General features: G+C 71.2%; 16 protein-coding genes and 1 pseudogene. 6 read left to right on the forward strand and 11 right to left on the reverse strand.

Annotation, left to right across the window (positions count from 1 at the left end):
• Positions 1 to 104: 104 nt before the first annotated feature.
• The 7 genes from DT019_RS16445 to DT019_RS16475 all read right to left on the reverse strand — a co-directional run bounded on the left by DT019_RS16445 (position 105) and on the right by DT019_RS16475 (position 6,411).
• Positions 105 to 2,213 carry a xanthine dehydrogenase family protein molybdopterin-binding subunit gene (locus DT019_RS16445; RefSeq protein WP_114037537.1) on the reverse strand — a complete coding sequence of 703 codons (2,109 nt, stop codon included), beginning with the start codon at positions 2,211 to 2,213 and terminating at the stop codon, positions 105 to 107.
• A 52-nt stretch (positions 2,214 to 2,265) separates the two neighbouring features.
• Positions 2,266 to 3,252 (reverse strand): FAD binding domain-containing protein, encoded by a 987-nt coding sequence (locus DT019_RS16450; RefSeq protein WP_114037538.1) that lies wholly within the window; start codon positions 3,250 to 3,252, stop codon positions 2,266 to 2,268.
• On the reverse strand, positions 3,249 to 3,866 hold the full coding sequence (locus DT019_RS16455) for a 2Fe-2S iron-sulfur cluster-binding protein (RefSeq protein WP_114037539.1): 618 nt from the start codon (positions 3,864 to 3,866) through the stop codon (positions 3,249 to 3,251). Before DT019_RS16455 ends, DT019_RS16450 begins: the two co-directional genes overlap by 4 nt.
• Before the next feature lie 155 nt (positions 3,867 to 4,021).
• Positions 4,022 to 4,492 (reverse strand): Dps family protein, encoded by a 471-nt coding sequence (locus DT019_RS16460; RefSeq protein ID WP_114037540.1) that lies wholly within the window; start codon positions 4,490 to 4,492, stop codon positions 4,022 to 4,024.
• A gap of 174 nt (positions 4,493 to 4,666) precedes the next feature.
• A complete protein-coding gene (locus tag DT019_RS16465; protein WP_114037541.1) occupies positions 4,667 to 5,017 on the reverse strand; it encodes a PRC-barrel domain-containing protein in 351 nt (116 codons plus the stop codon).
• A gap of 100 nt (positions 5,018 to 5,117) precedes the next feature.
• A complete protein-coding gene (locus DT019_RS16470) occupies positions 5,118 to 5,291 on the reverse strand; it encodes a CsbD family protein (RefSeq protein WP_114037542.1) in 174 nt (57 codons plus the stop codon).
• Positions 5,292 to 5,502: 211 nt separating this feature from the next.
• Positions 5,503 to 6,411 carry a SigB/SigF/SigG family RNA polymerase sigma factor gene (locus DT019_RS16475; RefSeq protein WP_114037543.1) on the reverse strand — a complete coding sequence of 303 codons (909 nt, stop codon included), beginning with the start codon at positions 6,409 to 6,411 and terminating at the stop codon, positions 5,503 to 5,505.
• Positions 6,412 to 6,586: 175 nt separating this feature from the next.
• Between DT019_RS16475 and DT019_RS16480 the strand changes: the two genes are divergently transcribed.
• A complete protein-coding gene (locus DT019_RS16480; protein ID WP_114037544.1) occupies positions 6,587 to 7,201 on the forward strand; it encodes a carbonic anhydrase in 615 nt (204 codons plus the stop codon).
• Between the two features lie 9 nt (positions 7,202 to 7,210).
• On the opposite strand, the gene DT019_RS16485 is transcribed toward DT019_RS16480, so the two are convergent.
• Positions 7,211 to 7,621, reverse strand: coding sequence for an ATP-binding protein (locus tag DT019_RS16485; protein WP_114037545.1), 411 nt, complete (start codon positions 7,619 to 7,621; stop codon positions 7,211 to 7,213).
• 348 nt (positions 7,622 to 7,969) lie between these two features.
• Between DT019_RS16485 and DT019_RS16490 the strand changes: the two are divergent.
• The 3 genes and pseudogenes from DT019_RS16490 (at position 7,970) to DT019_RS16500 (ending at position 11,359) form a co-directional block, all read left to right on the forward strand.
• Positions 7,970 to 9,327 (forward strand): annotated as a pseudogene (locus DT019_RS16490) (cryptochrome/photolyase family protein).
• 205 nt (positions 9,328 to 9,532) lie between these two features.
• Positions 9,533 to 10,786: a helix-turn-helix domain-containing protein gene (locus DT019_RS16495; protein WP_114037546.1), complete on the forward strand. Its 1,254-nt coding sequence runs from the start codon at positions 9,533 to 9,535 to the stop codon at positions 10,784 to 10,786.
• Between the two features lie 84 nt (positions 10,787 to 10,870).
• Positions 10,871 to 11,359 (forward strand): hypothetical protein, encoded by a 489-nt coding sequence (locus tag DT019_RS16500; protein WP_114037547.1) that lies wholly within the window; start codon positions 10,871 to 10,873, stop codon positions 11,357 to 11,359.
• Between the two features lie 159 nt (positions 11,360 to 11,518).
• Here DT019_RS16500 and DT019_RS16505 read toward each other — a convergent pair whose 3' ends face one another.
• Together DT019_RS16505 and DT019_RS16510 are read right to left on the reverse strand one after the other, a co-directional pair.
• The gene (locus DT019_RS16505) at positions 11,519 to 11,923 is read right to left on the reverse strand and encodes a hypothetical protein (protein ID WP_114037548.1); all 405 of its coding nucleotides are present in this window, start codon (positions 11,921 to 11,923) and stop codon (positions 11,519 to 11,521) included.
• 267 nt (positions 11,924 to 12,190) lie between these two features.
• Positions 12,191 to 13,087, reverse strand: a complete 897-nt coding sequence (locus DT019_RS16510) for an NAD(P)H-binding protein (protein ID WP_114037549.1) — start codon at positions 13,085 to 13,087, stop codon at positions 12,191 to 12,193.
• 68 nt (positions 13,088 to 13,155) lie between these two features.
• Between DT019_RS16510 and DT019_RS16515 the strand changes: the two genes are divergently transcribed.
• The gene (locus DT019_RS16515) at positions 13,156 to 13,974 is read left to right on the forward strand and encodes a LysR family transcriptional regulator (RefSeq protein ID WP_114037550.1); all 819 of its coding nucleotides are present in this window, start codon (positions 13,156 to 13,158) and stop codon (positions 13,972 to 13,974) included.
• A gap of 253 nt (positions 13,975 to 14,227) precedes the next feature.
• On the opposite strand, the gene DT019_RS16520 is transcribed toward DT019_RS16515, so the two are convergent.
• Positions 14,228 to 14,782, reverse strand: a complete 555-nt coding sequence (locus tag DT019_RS16520) for a DUF4142 domain-containing protein (protein ID WP_189389639.1) — start codon at positions 14,780 to 14,782, stop codon at positions 14,228 to 14,230.
• A gap of 298 nt (positions 14,783 to 15,080) precedes the next feature.
• Between DT019_RS16520 and DT019_RS39155 the strand changes: the two genes are divergently transcribed.
• Positions 15,081 to 15,446, forward strand: a complete 366-nt coding sequence (locus DT019_RS39155) for a hypothetical protein (protein ID WP_147267319.1) — start codon at positions 15,081 to 15,083, stop codon at positions 15,444 to 15,446.
• The last annotated feature ends 9 nt before the right edge of the window (positions 15,447 to 15,455 follow it).

Consider the following 15,455-nt stretch of genomic DNA (forward strand, 5'->3'; position numbering starts at 1 on the left):
AGGTATCGGAGTCATCCGTGGGAACGATGTCGTGCGGCGCGGGGCCCCTTCTCAGGCATCGTCGAGCACCACCTTCGTCCTGGCGTCCGCAAGGGGCGGGCGCGCTAGACCGGCGCTCGCCCGGCGGCGTGCACCCGGTCCGGTGTGAGCGGCAGTTCCCTGAAGCGGATGCCGGTGGCGTGGTGCACCGCGTTGCCGATCGCGGCCGCCGTTCCCACGATGCCGATCTCCCCGATGCCCTTGCTTCCCATCGGGTTGAGGTGGGTGTCCTCCTCGTCGATCCAGTGGGCCTCGACCTCGGGCACATCTGCGTGCGCCGGGACGTGGTAGCCCGCGAGGTCGCTGCCGAGGAACGCACCCGACGCCGGGTCCACGCGGCCCTCCTCCGTCAGCGCCATACCGAGCCCCATCACCATGCCGCCGATGAACTGCGACCTGGCGGTCCGCGGATTGAGGATGCGTCCGGCCGCGTACACCCCGAGCAGGCGGCGCACCCGCACCTCCCCCGTGACCGTGTCGACGCCCACCTCGGCGAAGTGGGCACCGAAGGCGTGGCGCGCGTACGGCGTGTCCGCGTCGGCCACGCCCGCGGTGTCCGCGGAGGCCGTCAGCCCCTCGGGGGGCAACGGGCCGGAGCGTTCCTGGAGTTGGCGAGCCAGGGAGCGGCACGCCTCGTGCACGGCCCAGCCCCAGGACGAGGTGCCGGACGAGCCCCCCGCGAGCGGAGCCGTGGGGAGTCCGGTGGCACCGATCTCGGTACGGACCGCTTCGGCTCCGACGCCGAGCGCTTCGGCCGCGATCTGCGCCAGCACGGTGCGGGCGCCGGTGCCGATGTCGGTGGCGTTGATCCGTACCACGTGGAGCCCGTCGGGGTGGGCTGTGACGGTCGCGCAGCTGGGAGAGACCAGCACCGGGTAGGTGGCGGCGGCCACGCCGGTGCCGGTCAGCCACGTCCCCGACCGCCGGACCCCCGCACGGGGGTCGCGCTCGGCCCAGCCGAAGCGCTTCGCGCCCTCGCGCAGACACTCCACGACGTGCCGGCTGCTGAACGGACGGCCGCTGTCGGGCTCTTCGCCGGGCTCGTTGCGCGCCCGCAGCTCGATGGGGTCCATGGCGAGCGCGCAGGCGAGTTCGTCGATGGCGGACTCCAGGGCGTACATGCCCGGCGCCTCCCCCGGCGCCCGCATCCAGGAGGGGGTGGGCACGTCCAGCGCGGCGACCCGGTGGGCGGTGAGACTGTTCGGGCCCGCGTACATCACGCGCCCGGGCACCGCCGCCTGCTCGACGAACTCCTTGATCCGGGAGGTGTGCGTGGTCACCTCGTGGATCAGCGAGGTGAGCGTGCCGTCCGGCTCGGCACCGAGCCGCAGGCGGTGGTCGGTCGGCGCACGGTGCCCGACCAGCTCCGTCAACTGCCGCCTGGTCAAGGCCAGTTTGACGGGCCGCCCCACCTGCAGGGAGGCCATCGCGGCGAGCACCACATGCGGCCGGGGCGTGCCCTTGGAGCCGAACCCGCCGCCGACGTGTTCACTCACGACGGTCACCCGTTCCTCGGGCAGCTCGAACACCTCGGCCAGGACGGCGCGTACCGGGTCGGCACCCTGGCAGGTGTCGTACACCGTGAGGCGGCCGTCCTGCCAGCTCGCGGTGGCCCCGTGCGGCTCCATTGGGTGGTTGTGCAGGGGCGGCACCCGGTAGCGGACGTCGACCTTCACCGGTGCTGCGGCGAACTCTCCCTCGGGATCGCCCCTCCGGCGTTCGGCGGGGTGGCCGCCGTTGGCCTCCTCAGGGGTGTAGGCACCGGGCGGGTCCTCGGTCAGGACGGCCTCGTGGGGTTCGGTCTCGTATCCGACACCCACCGCATCGGCCGCGGCGCGTGCCGCTTCCAGCGTCTCGGCGACCGTCAGAGCGACCGGCCACCCGTGGTGCGGCACTCGGGAATCCTGGAGCACGGCGAGGGTGGCGTCGTCCGTGTCGGCGAGCCGGGGCGCCGAGTCGGGGGTGAGCACGGCGAGCACGCCGGGCACCTTCAGCGCGGCGGCCGTGTCCAGGGAGGTGACCCTGCCCCGGGGGACGGTGGCCGTCACCAGCCAGGCGTAGACACAGCCGGGCGGCGTGTACTCCGTGGCGTACAGGGCACCTCCGGTCACCTTCGCCCCGCCCTCACGGCGCTCGATGGGCGAGCCGACTGCGTTGTGCGCTTGTGAAGCCATGACGGGTCTCCTAGCGGGTCGAACCGGGCGCGGCGTGCCTCCTCGGAGGGGTTCAGGCCGTAGCGGTCAGCGAGCCGATCACCTGCGTGGCGAGATCGCGGGCGAGCGGCACCTTGTACGCGTTGTCCCGCAGCGGGACGGCCTCGGCCAGCTCCGCGTCGAGGGCCCGGGCGACGGCTTCGGGCGTCGCCCGCGCGCCCAGGAGGGCGGCCTCGGTCTGCCGGGCGCGCCAGGGGCGGTGGGCGAGGCCGCCGAAGGCGAGGCCGATGTGCCGGACCACGCCGTCCTCCAGTTGGAGGACGGCGGCCACGGAGGCGAGCGCGAAGGCGTACGAGGCTCTCTCGCGTGCCTTGCGGTAGTGGGACACCGAGCCCGGCGGCAGCGGCGGCAGCACCACGGCGGTGATGAGTTCGCCGTGGCTGATCACGGTGTCCCGCTCGGGGGCGTCCTCCGGCAGGCGCAGGAAGTCCGCGACCGGCACGGACCGGCCGCCCCCGGGGCCGGAGAGTTCGACGACGGCGTCGACCGCCGCGAGTGCCACGGCGAGATCGGAGGGGTGGGTCGCGACGCAGTGCGGCGAGTGACCGAGCACGGCATGGTCGTGGTTGAGGCCGTCGAGCGCCGCACAACCGCTCCCCGGCGCACGCTTGTTGCAGGGCTTGGACACGTCCTGGAAGTAGGCGCACCGGGTGCGCTGCAGCAGGTTCCCGCCGGTGGTCGCGGCGTTGCGCAGCTGACCGGAGGCGCCGCTGAGGACGGCCTGCGACACCACGGGATAGCGCTCCCGCAGCAAGGGGTGTGCGGCGAGGTCGCTGTTGCGTACGGTCGCGCCGAGCCGGAGAGCGCCGCCCGGCTGCTCCTCCACCTGGTCCAGCGGGAGGCGGGTGATGTCGACCAGGACCTCGGGGCGCTCCACCCCGAGCTTCATCAGGTCGACCAGGTTGGTGCCGCCGGCAAGGTAGCGGGCCTCGTCCCGGCCGGCGTGGGCGGCGGTGGCCTCCTCCACGCTGCGGGCGCGCACGTACGACACCGGCTTCACGCGATCACGTCCCGCACTGCCTCGACGATGTGGGGGTAGGCGCCGCACCGGCACAGGTTGCCACTCATTCGTTCGCGGATCTCCTCGCCGGTCAGTCGCACCGGGCCACCCAGCGCCTGCCGCGGGTCGGTGACCAGGGAGGGCGCGCCCGCCTTGGCCTCCTCCAGCATGCCGACGGCCGAACACAGCTGGCCGGGTGTGCAGTACCCGCACTGGAACGCGTCGCGGTCCAGGAACGCGCGCTGCAACGGATGGAGGTCGCCGTCCTCGCCGGCCAGGTCGGCGAGCCCCTCCACGGTCACGATCGCGGCCCCGTCGAGCGTCACCGCCAACAGCAGACAGCTGTTGACCCGGCGGCCGTCCACCAGCACCGTGCAGGCCCCGCACTGGCCGTGGTCGCAGCCCTTCTTCGACCCGGTCAGAACGAGCCGCTCGCGCAGCAGGTCGAGCAGGGTGGCGCGGTGGTCGACCTCGACGGTGTGGGGGGACGCGTTCACCCGCAGGGTCACCTGGGACGTGGTGGGACCGGGCGGCGCATCCGCGGGGCGGGGCCAGGGCTCGTGCCGCACCGCCCGGGTCGATTCGCCGGCGCGGGGTTCCTCGCTGCTGTCCATCGTTGCCTGTTCCTCGATCCGGATGGTCGGCGGCGGCTGACCGCACACCCACCCTCATACAGCTCGGCCCGCCCGGCATCTCGACATCCGCCCGAGCCCCACGACATGAGCGGGGCGGCCCGCCCGGGCCGCCCCGCTCACGTGGACTCGCGTCCTCAGCTGTTCTCCGCCCGGAACATCCAGGCGTGCTTCTCCAGGTCAGCGGTCACGGCGATGAGCAGGTCCTGGCTCACCGGGTCCGGCTCGTCGGTGGCCGCGATGCGCTCACGCATCCGCTCCACGATCCTGCCCAGGGCCACGACCATGACCTCCACGGCCTCCGAGTCCTTGATCCAGCCCTCCGGCACCGTGCCGATCGCGCTGCCGGCGGCCACACTCGCGGCACGGCCATCCGGGTTCACGCCGAGCGCCGCGGCACGCTCCGCCACGGTGTCCGAGTGCTGGCGCGCCGTGGTCACCACCTCGTCGAGCTGGAGGTGCACGGAGCGGAAGCGCGGGCCGACCACGTTCCAGTGCACCTGCTTGGCCGCGAGCGACAGATCGACCAGATCGACGAGGGCCCCTTGCAGGGCCGAGCCGACCACCTTCAGTTCCTTGTCGGACAGCGAACTCTTCACGACAGACACTTCTTCACTCCATTTCGCATTCGGCTGCTATCCGCCTGGACCGTTCATCGGTACCTCTATGTCGCCTTCCTCGAAATACGCATCCGAAACAGCCGAAGGTCCCGACTGCGGGCAGAAAAACGGGTGGCCCGCCGGAAGTCCGGCGGGCCACCCGAGAAACGAAGCTGTCGGCGTTCAGCCGAACGGGCCGCCGTAATAGCGGCCGATCAGGTCGCGGTAGGTGGGATCGTCGAGATGGGTGGCCGGCTCGAACTCCGGCGAACCCTTGACCTGGTCCCGGGTGAGGGCCACGTGAATCTTCTTCTCGTCCTGGTCGAGCCTGGTGACGGTACCCGCGGGCAGCAGAACCCGTTTGCCGAAGATCCACGGCCCGGTGTCCACCACGAGGTAGGCGGAACCGACCTCGTCGGAGTGGACATCGACCTTGCCGATGCTTCCGTCGGCCGCCTCGACCTTCCACCCGCGCAGGTCCGCACCGGCGAGATGACCGCTCGTGTCCTGGTAACCCCAGAGATCCTTGTTCATCGGAGGGATTTCTCCTTTCCGTTCATGACGCGACGCGTTTCCGGCCCGCGGTCCGCGCAGCTCTCGCCGCCTCGGTCACCTGGGCCGGGGCCCTCGGGGATCAGTGCTTGTAGGCCTCGTTGGCCTTCTCCCTTTCCTCGCGCGTCTCGCCCTTGACCTGGTCGATGCGCCCTTCGGCAGTGAGCCGTTCGTTGCCCGTCACGCGACCGAGTGCTTCCTTGACCTTGCCCTTGGCCTGTTCGGTCTTCACCCGGGCCTTCTTGTCAGCGGACATTGCTTCGCCTCCAGCATGGATCAATCGCGTGGACGAAAAGTCACCTGGCCGCTTTGGCCGGTTTCAAACGGGTCCTACGACCTTCCGAGGCACGACTGACGAATTGATTTGGGCAGGCTGAATACACCCTGCCCATACGCCACTTGAGACCACGAAGGCGCCGCACGCCGCCGGTATGACGACCGGGACAGGCGCGCCCCTCGGGCGGCGGTCAGGCGTCTGTGAGGGGTTCCTCGGTCATCCCGGCACGGAGCTTGGCCAGGATGCGCGACAGCAGCCGGGACACCTGCATCTGCGAGACACCGAGCTCCGCACCGATCTCGGCCTGCGTCAGCTCCCGCCCGAACCGCATGCTCACGATCCGCCGCTCCCGCTCGGACAGCTCACCCATCAACGGAGCCAGCGCCGAGAGGTTCTCCACCTTCTCCATGCCCGGATCCTCCTCACCGATGAAATCGACGAACGTGCGGCTGCGGCTGTGCGCAGTCCCGCCCGTCTCTTCCGCGTCGGCGGACATGTCGAGGGAGCCGGCCGTGTAGCCGTTGGCGGCGACGAGGCCTTCGACGACCTCTTCCTCGTCCAGCTTCAGGTGGGCCGCCAGTTCGCGCACCGTCGGATCGCGGTCCAGCTCACGCGCCAGGCTCTCCTTGGCCTTGGCGATGTCGACGCGCAGCTCCTGCAAACGGCGCGGCACATGCACCGCCCACGTGGTGTCACGGAAGAACCGCTTGATCTCCCCCACGATGTACGGCACCGCGAACGACGTGAACTCCACCTCACGCGACAGCTCGAACCGGTCGATCGCCTTGATCAGACCAATGGTCCCGACCTGGACCACGTCCTCCATCTCACCGCTGCCCCGATTACGGAACCGCCCCGCGGCAAACCGCACCAACGACAGATTCATCTCAATCAGCGTATTCCGCGCGTACTGGAACTCGGGCGTACCCTCCTCCAGCACCTGAAGCCGCTCGAAGAAAACCCTCGACAACTCCCGCGCGTCCTTCGGCGCGACCTTCCCCGCATCCTCCACCCAGGGCAATTCCCCCTCCCTGAGGCCTACCGCCGAGGTCGCCGTCCGGTCCGCCTGCTCTCGTCCCGTAACCCGCGCCGCTGGCATGAAGACATCCTCCCTAGTCGCGTAACTGCATCGCAGCCTTCGTCTGCCCCCATCGCCGCGGATCATGCGTCCACGTTCCACGAAGGGACAAAGGTCCCGACGCCGGGGGCCGAGCCGGCCATCTCGTCCGGCAATGCCGCACAGGGGGGCGCTGACGTGCTCCTATGCTGCGCTCATGCTTGATCGCCCTTCCACTCCCGCCCAGGCTCTCGACACTCTGCTGGCGGGCAACCGCCGCTTCGTGGCGGGGACGCCGGGACACCCCAACCAGGACGCCGCACGGCGCGCGGAGCTGGCTCCGGGCCAGCAGCCGTTCGCCGTGCTGCTCGGCTGTTCCGACTCCCGCCTCGCCGCGGAGATCATCTTCGACCAGGGCCTCGGTGACCTGTTCGTCGTCCGCACCGCGGGCCACGTGCTGGGCCCCGAGGTGCTCGGCAGCATCGAATACGCCACGAGCGTGCTGGACTGCCGCCTCGTGGTGGTGCTCGGGCACGACTCCTGCGGCGCCGTCGCAGCGGCTCGCGCCGCCGTCGAAGGGGGGATGCCCGCGGCCGGACACGTGCGGGACGTCGTCGAACGCGTCATGCCCAGCGTGCTGGCCGCGCGTGCCGCAGGGCTCGAATCCGACAGCGACCTCGTGGACGCCCATCTTCGGCACACCGTCGACCTGCTCCTCGACCGCTCCCGGATCCTCGCCGACCAGGTGGCGAGCGGCCGCGCCGCCATCGCGGGCCTGGCCTACCGGCTGGCCGAAGGCACCGCCCGCAGGGTCACCGCGCGGGGTGTCTAGCGCGGGTCCCTAGCGCGGGAGGGCGACGCGGATGTCCTTGCCGCCGTCACTGGAAGGGGTGACAGTCACCTCGCGTGCGAGGTGGCGGACCAGCGGCCAGCCGAAGCCGCCGCCGTACCCGCTGAGGTCCGGCGGCCGCTCCCCCGGGGGTACGGGGCTGGGGTCGCGCACGCTGACGTGCAGCGTGCCGCCGTCGGCGGCGAACCGCAGCGCCGTGACCCCGCCCGCATGCCGCAACGCGTTCGTGACGAGCTCGGAGACGACGAGCACCACGTTCTCGGCGCATTCTCTGGACGGCAGGGGTGCCAGCGCGGCAAGGAAGACGCGGGCCGCGTCGCGGGCCTCGGCGGCCGTGGCCGGACTCGTGGCCCGCACGGCGGAGGCCGCCGCGGGACGTGTGCCGGCAAGCGGGCGAGCCATGTTCGGAACCCCCTGAGGTGTGCTCGTCGATGTGGATGCGCAGGGGCTTCTGCCCACATTCGTCAGAGCCGAACATATGCGCTTCGTCCAAGGCTGCCACGTCCCCCGATCCTGTTCCGCACCTGGTGGCTCTTTGGAGGGCGTGACCCTCCGTGCGGGCGCGCTGTCACTCCCCGGGGTGGGCGGACCAATCCTTCGCCACGCCCGCACCGGATCACCCCGGGAAGCCCGCGGTCAAGGAGGATCGAGCCGACGCCGGGGAAGATCCAGTCATCCGCCCCCTCCCCTCTCCCCCAGCCCCGCAGTCACCCCGTTGACGAAGAGCGCACCTCTTGAGGAGGCCCCCAAGTGCCGGTTTCCGTAGCCCTGTTCACATCCGATCTGCGCCTGCACGACAATCCGGTGCTGGCCGCGGCCGCACGCGAGGGCGAGCAGGTGGTGCCGCTGTTCGTGGACGACGACGGGGTGCGGGCGGCCGGGTTCGACGCCCCCAACCGTCGCGCCTTCCTCGCCGACTGTCTGGCCGACCTCGATGCCGCGCTACGGGCCCGCGGCGGCCATCTGGTGGTGCGGGCCGGTGACGTGGTGGAGCAGGTGTGCGCCGTGGCGACCGAGACGCGCGCGGTGCGCGTCCATGTCGCGGGGGGCGTCAGCCGGTACGCCGCACGCCGCGAGGAGCGCCTGCGCACGGCGCTGGAGGAGCTCGGCTGCGAGCTGTCCGTGCATGACGCGGTGGTGACCGCTGCCCGCCGGGGGCTGTCACCCCGGCGGGCAGCGACCACTACGCCGTGTTCACGCCGTATCTGCGCCGCTGGAGCGAGGAGGGCGTCCGCGAGGTGGTCACGGCGCCGCGGAAGATCTCCGTTCCCAGGGTCGCCGCGGGCACCCTGCCCCGACGCGCCGGGACGGCCCGGGTGTCGCCCGGCCTCATGGAGGGCGGGGAGACGGCGGGCAGGCGGCGGCTTCGGCAGTGGCTGTCCGGCGGCATCGCCGGGTACGAGGACGGCCACGACGACCTGGCGGGCGACGCCACGTCGCGGCTGTCCCCCTTCCTCCACTTCGGCGCGCTGTCCGCCGCCGAGCTCGTACATCTCGCGAAGCGCGAGGGATCGCCGGGCGCGCACGCGTTCATCCGGCAGCTGGCCTGGCGGGACTTTCATCACCAGGTGCTCGCGGCCCGCCCGGACACGGCGCGGGAGGACTACCGGCCGCGCGGCGACCGGTGGCGTGCCGACGAGCGGGAGGTCGCCGCGTGGCGCGAGGGGCGCACCGGCTACCCGCTGGTGGACGCGGCGATGCGGCAGCTCGCCCACGAGGGGTGGATGCACAACCGGGGCCGGATGCTGGTGGCGAGCTTCCTCACCAAGACGCTCTACGCCGACTGGCGGACCGGCGCCCGCCACTTCCTGGACCTCCTGGTCGACGGAGACATCGCCAACAACCAGCTCAACTGGCAGTGGGTGGCCGGAACCGGCACCGACACCCGGCCCAACCGGGTCCTGAACCCGGTCATCCAGGGCAAGCGCTTCGACCCGCGGGGCGCCTACGTAACACGCTGGGTGCCCGAACTCGCCGGTCTGGAGCACAAGTTCATCCACGAGCCGTGGAAGCTGAAGGCCGCGGACCGGGCCGGGATCGACTACCCCGACCCGATCGTGGACCTCGCCGAGGCCCGCGCCCGCTTCGAGCGGGCCCGCGGGGTGTGATGCCTTGGAAGCGCGCCGTGCAGGCCGAGTCTCGGCATCCGAGCCCTTGTCCCTGCCAGCGCGCTGCGCCACGCGCGAAGCGGGACAGGGCCGTTGACCGGAACCTCCTGACGAGGCGCACTCGTCGCGCGAAGAAAGGTCCAGAGGACAGGCCGTGCCCCCTACCCTGACGGTGACGAGCTGCTCAGAGAGAGGCAACGCCGTTATGTCTCCTGACGCCACCCCGGACCCGTACGAGGATCCTGTGCGCTTTGGTCAACGCGTCCAGATCTTTCGGACCCGCCGCGGCATGACCCGCGAGCAGTTGGCCGGTCTCATGGGCCATCACTCCTCGTGGGTGAAGAAGATCGAGGGCGGGCAGCTGAGGATGCCACGACTGCCCGAGATCCTGCGCTTCGCGGAGGTACTCCGCGTACGCACCCTCAACGATCTGGTCGGAGGGGACAACGCCCCTGAGGTCGACCTGTTCGTCGGCCCCGGGCACCCCAAGCTCCCGGCGGTGGCCAGGGTGATCAACGCCTACCCCCTGGACAGCGACCGCGCCGCGCCCGGACCCGAGTACCTGCGTGCGCGACTGGCAACCGCGTGGGCGGCACGCCACAAGGCACCCAACCACCGCGAAGTGCTGGGCAACTTGCTGCCGGGCTTGATCCAGGATGCGCAACTCGCCGTACGTCAGAGCGAGACGGTACCGGCACGCCGCGCCGCCCAGGCCGTCCTGTCCGAGGTGTACAGCCTCAGCCAGTTCTTCGTCGCCTACCAGCCCGACTCCGCGCTGCTCTGGCGGGTGGCCGAGCGAGGCATGGTCGCCGCGCAGGAGAGCGAGGATCCGCACGCGATCGGCGTAGCCGCGTGGCTGGCCGTCCAAGCCCATCGCGACAGTGGTCCGGCGCATTTCGACGCGGCGGACGACCTCACCCTCACCACCCTGCGCTACCTCTCGGCGCTTCTCCCCGACGCTCCGGACAACGTACGTGCCATCGCCGGCGCGTTGCAGTTCGAGGCGGGCTACACCGCGGCGCGGCGAGCGGAGTCCGGGTCGGCATGGGGGTGGTGGGACAAGGCCATGCGCTCGGCTCGCGCCCTGCCTGCGGACTACTACCACCCCGTCACGTCGTTCGGGCAGGCCATCATGGGCGCCCACGCGGTCACAGTGGCCGTCGAGCTGCGAGCCGGCGGCGAATCGGTGCGACAGGCTGAGCGCGCCGGGGCGGACACGATTCCGTCGCGGCCCCGACGGGCTCGGCACCGGATCGAGCAGGCCCGCGCCTACCACCTGGACGGGCAGCACGACACGGCGCTGGCCACGCTGGAACTGGCTCACGCCGCCGCTCCCGAGACGATCAGGTACAACGGCTACGCTCGGCGGCTGATACTCGAGGAGGCGGCCTGTCGCACGCCCGAGCGCCGACGTCGCGCAGCGGAACTCGCCGTGAAGATCGGCATGTTGGCAGCGTGAGGCAGGGGGCCGAATCCCGGCCCCCTGCCTGCGGCGAACGCTCCTACCGTCGATGGTCATCGCACACCGACCGAGGAGCGAACCGTGCACACCGCCACCCATGCCGCCAGAGACGCCGCCGTCGAGGCTTGGCTCACCGCCGACCTCAAGAGGCCGAGCTACGCACACGAGGAGTGGCAGCGCCATCATCTGGCGTGTCTCGCACTCGGCCGCCGCTTCTCGGCCGTCCGCTTGACCGACGAGGTCGTGTACGCCGCGGCAGGCCAGGTACCAGGGCTCGCTGTCGCTGTCCTGCGCGGGCTCGACGGGCCCGTCATCCATGATCCGTACGGGCGCCGGTTCTATGCCCTGGTGCCGCCGTCGCCGCCCAAGCCGTGTCTCGGACCGGGCGCGACCCATCTCGGTCTCGGCAGCTACCTGGGCGTACCCCGCGTCGGCTGCACCGGGCCGGACGAGTCTCACGCGAGTTACTGGGCGGTGCCCATCGAGGCGCCCGGCTCGCTGTGTGATCCCGCACGGCTCACGGAGCTGATCAGGGCGGGCACGGCCATGCCCGGCGGGGCCGAGTCGTGAACAGGCCGGCCATCCACCGCCCGCTCCGGCCACGGCCCGGCACCCCCGCTCAAGTACTGCGGGGGCGCCGGGATGGTGCGGTGGGTGTCATGACTCTCCGGTCCCTGAGTGGGTCCTGTCACTCTCGGGGCCGTTCGGTTCGGGCGGAGGCCTATCGGCTCACCAGCGGTCGACGCCCATCGTGTTCGCGGCACTGTGCACCGCGTTGTAGTGCGGAATCGACATGTCCGACTTCTTCTGCTTCGCGGGCAGGTTCCGGTCGTTGTGCCGGAACTCGTCGCGCGCGGCCGCCAGCAGGCTCGTGCCGTAGCTGACGGGCACGTCGTCCTTGCCGTGCACAGGATGCGACTTGGCGGCGGTCTGGCTCCCGGCGTTGGCCAGGATGCTGCGCGCCTGGTTGTAGGCCGCGGGCTTGATGGTCTTCGGATTGGCGGCGATCGCGTGCGCGCCGCTGACCGTGCGCGCGCCGTCAACGGCGACGGCGGCGGAGGCGGGCGCGACTGCGGCGGCGAAAGCTCCGACCGCCAAAACGGTGGCAAGTCCCGTACGGGCGATGAATTGCATACGATTCCTCGCTTACTGGAGATAATGCGTGCCGAATGGTGCAAGTGCCAGCCTGCCGCATGCGGGCAGACAGACAGGCGTGCCGCTGGCTGGATACGGTGGCAACTCCCCTGGCAAAATCGCGTCGGAGGGGGCCCGCCCGACCTCGGAGGCGGTGCGCGTCAAGGCGACGTACGACATCACATCTGTCCGAATTCGCCCCCGACCATACCCACGTCACCCGGCGAGGACCGCAGCCCCTTCAACGTGCCCGATGCGGACGTCCGCTCATGCCCGCACCGCAGGCATGAGGACCTGCGCGCACCACTCGCGGAACGTCGTCGGGCTCCCGGTCTCCGGGGTGCGGCCCACGCCGTTGTCGAGGCCTTCGTCCTTGGCCCGCATCATGGCGATGTAGCCCTGCACGAGCGCGTCGCTCATGCCGCGTCCGGCGAACTGGGCACGCAGCTCGCCGAGCGACTGGCGCTCGTAGCGGACCGGGCGGCCGAGCACGTCGGACATGATGCGCGCCATGTCGTTCCCCGACAGGTCCTCCGGGCCCAGCACCGGGACCTCGCCCACCCCCGTCCAGGTGCGGTCGAGCAACAGGCCGACCGCGGTCTCGGCGATGTCCTGGACGGCGGCCAGCGGGGCCCTGCGGTCGGCCGCGGCGGTGCCCGTGAACACACCGTGGTCGCGGATCGAGGCGACCTGCCACAGCAGGTTGTCCATGAAGGAGGGGTTGGCCAGCGCCCGGAAGGCGACGCCCGTGTCCGCGATGAGGTCGTCCATGTCCAGGGACGCCGTCACGTGTCCGGCGCGGTCGGCGACAGCGGTGCCGCGGCCGAGCGCCGAGACACCGACGACGTGTCCCACGCCATGGGCGGTGAGCGCCTTCGCCGCCGGGCAGGTGAAGTCGCGGTAGACGGCGTCCAGACTCGATGCGCGCGGGTCCGGCGGGGCCAGCCAGAAGACGGCGTCCGCGCCGGCGAAGGCCCGGTCGACCACCTCGGCGTCGCCGTGCGAGCCGGTCACGATGTCCACACGGGTGCGGACGGCGTCGGGGAGTTTGTCGGGGTCGCGCACGATGACGCGCAGTTGCTCACCGTGGGTGGGCGCCCCGTCGAGCAGGACGTCCAGGACTCGGCTGCCGATCTGGCCGGTGGGAGTAGTGATGACGATCATGCTTCGAGTCTCGGGGCCCGCGCCCGCGGCCGTCCAATACCCTTCCGGCCGATTGATACCTTGGAGGCATGGATCTCGACCTTCGCAAGCTCCGCTACTTCGTCGCCGTGGCCGAGCACCGGCACTTCGGCCGGGCGGCGGAGCAGCTCTACATCGCCCAACCGGTGCTCAGCCGCCAAATCAGGGCCTTCGAGCGCGAGTTGGGGTGCTCGCTGCTCGTGCGGACCACCCGCAGCGTGGAGTTGACCGCCGCGGGCCGACAGCTCTACGAGGAGGCGCAAGGGACCCTCGCGGCAGTCGCGGCCTCCGTGGGCCGCGTGCACGACATCGATCGCGGAGTCCAGCGACTGGTGGTCGCCTTCTCCCCCGGGTTGCATGTCTCCGAGGTGATCCGGGCCTTCACCGCGCGCCACCCCCACGTCGAGACCGATGTCGTTCCGGCCCGCTGGTGGGAGCCGGACGCGCCCCTGCGGGACGGCCGGGCCCAAGTGGGTTATCTGCGGCGCCCGTTCACCGACACCGGGCTGCACACCATCCCCATCGGCCAGGAGCCCCGGGTCGCCTGCCTGCCCGCGGCCCACCCGCTGGCACACCGCGACGCACTCACCTCCGCGGACCTCGACGGTGAGCCCATGCTCGGCTCGCCGCGGCGGAGGACGGCCTCGCTCGAGGAGAAGATCGAGCTGATCGCCTCGGGGCAGGGCATCGCGCTCCTGCCCTTGAGCGTCGCGGTCTCCTACTCCCGATCTGGCCTCGTCCACCTCACCGTCACGGACGCGCCCGCGGCCGAGACCTGCCTGGTGGTGGCCGGGGATGGGCAGAACAGGCCGCTGCGCGACTTCCTGGAGATCGCCGTCGCGACACTGCGGACCACCTCGGGGGCATGACGGACCGCCTGCCGCATCCCGGCTCAACGCCGGTCGCACCCGCGGACGCCGCACCCCGGTGAGCGCCGTCGCACCCACGAACGCCGCATCCCGGTGAACGCCCTGGCATCCGCGGACGCCGCATCCCATGGCGCGACAGCGCTGAGCACCTGTTATGGACCAGCGGCCGAACTCCCGTCGCGCGAGCAGCCGGAGGCCCGCGCCCAACCCCTGGACGCGGGCCTCCGGTGCCTCGCGAGACAACCCGATCGCGTCACCGCTGCGGCGAGCCGCTCTCCGTGGGCGCATGGCACACCCCGCCCTCCACCATCTTCAGGTGCGCCGCCACGACCGGCCGCGCCGCCTGGGCGGCCGCCCGGATCTGGCTGTCCTTGCCGGACTTCAGCTCCTTGTCGATCAGCGCGAGCGCCTGCTGGTGGCCGCTGCTCTGGTCCTTCAGCCACGCACTGTCGTACGCCGCGGTGCCGTTCTTCGACTTCAGCGCGGACAACTGCTTCTGCTGGGCGGCGCTGGGCTCCTTCGCCATGGTGATGCCCTTGCTCTTGGCCAGGGCCGCGCCCTTGGAGTCAAGGGTGGTGTGGTCGCGCACGATGATGTCGGCGACCCGTTTCACGCAGTCGGTGGTCGCATGGGTGCGGGCGTCCTTGCCCGCGGCGATCTCGGCCAGGTTGGCCTGGTGGATCGTCTGGAGAAAGACGGCGTCCGAGTCGGCGGCGGGGCTGGCCGCGCCGAACGCGGTCGCCGTCCCCGTGAGGGCGAGCACTCCGGCGGCGGCAGCCACTGTCACACAGGTGTGGGTGAAACGCATGAGACCTCCACGTATCCGTGGGCCTGGTGAGGGCCACTTCGGCATCCGGACCGCTGATGCCGGTCCGGGCAATGGCTCAACCCGAGACATCCTAGGCGCGCCTTCCAGCACCCGCCCGTCCAGATCACTCACCGTCACGGACATGCCCGAAGCACCTGGTCAGCACCTCTGCGAAGGGGGCGCGCTCGCGTTCCCCCCGGCTCGAAACATCTTCTGAACCGGCCGGGTCCTGCCCATCCGCGGCCCCCTGAACGACCGGCTCTTCGTCAGATTCACCCATCGGCGATAGGTTGTCGAAGTGGCACAAGCGAAGCGTGAGGCCGCCGCCGTCGAGGTGCTCGACCTCCTCGTCGAGGCCGGGCTCCACAACATGCGCACGGGGCGGCTCGCGCGGTGGACTGGTGCCGAACTGCCTTCGCTCTCGTGGGACTTCCGCACCAAGAGCGCATCTCCTGGCGCCATGACCGAGGCCGCCACCGCATCCCAGGTGTGTGTGGACAGCGCGCGGCTCCGGGCCGGTCTTCCCTTGATCGGCCCGGAGTCGGCCTTCGAAGCGGGGCCACCTCTCGTCGCGGTGGGCTCGACTCACCACGTGAGCGTACGGACAGCGGATCTGCGGCGTACGGCCCGAAGGACCAACTCCCGGCGAGCATCGCCTGGTTGAGCCACGTCT

The sequence above is a fragment of the Streptomyces sp. SDr-06 genome (assembly GCF_003324565.1).
GTDB lineage: Bacteria > Actinomycetota > Actinomycetes > Streptomycetales > Streptomycetaceae > Streptomyces.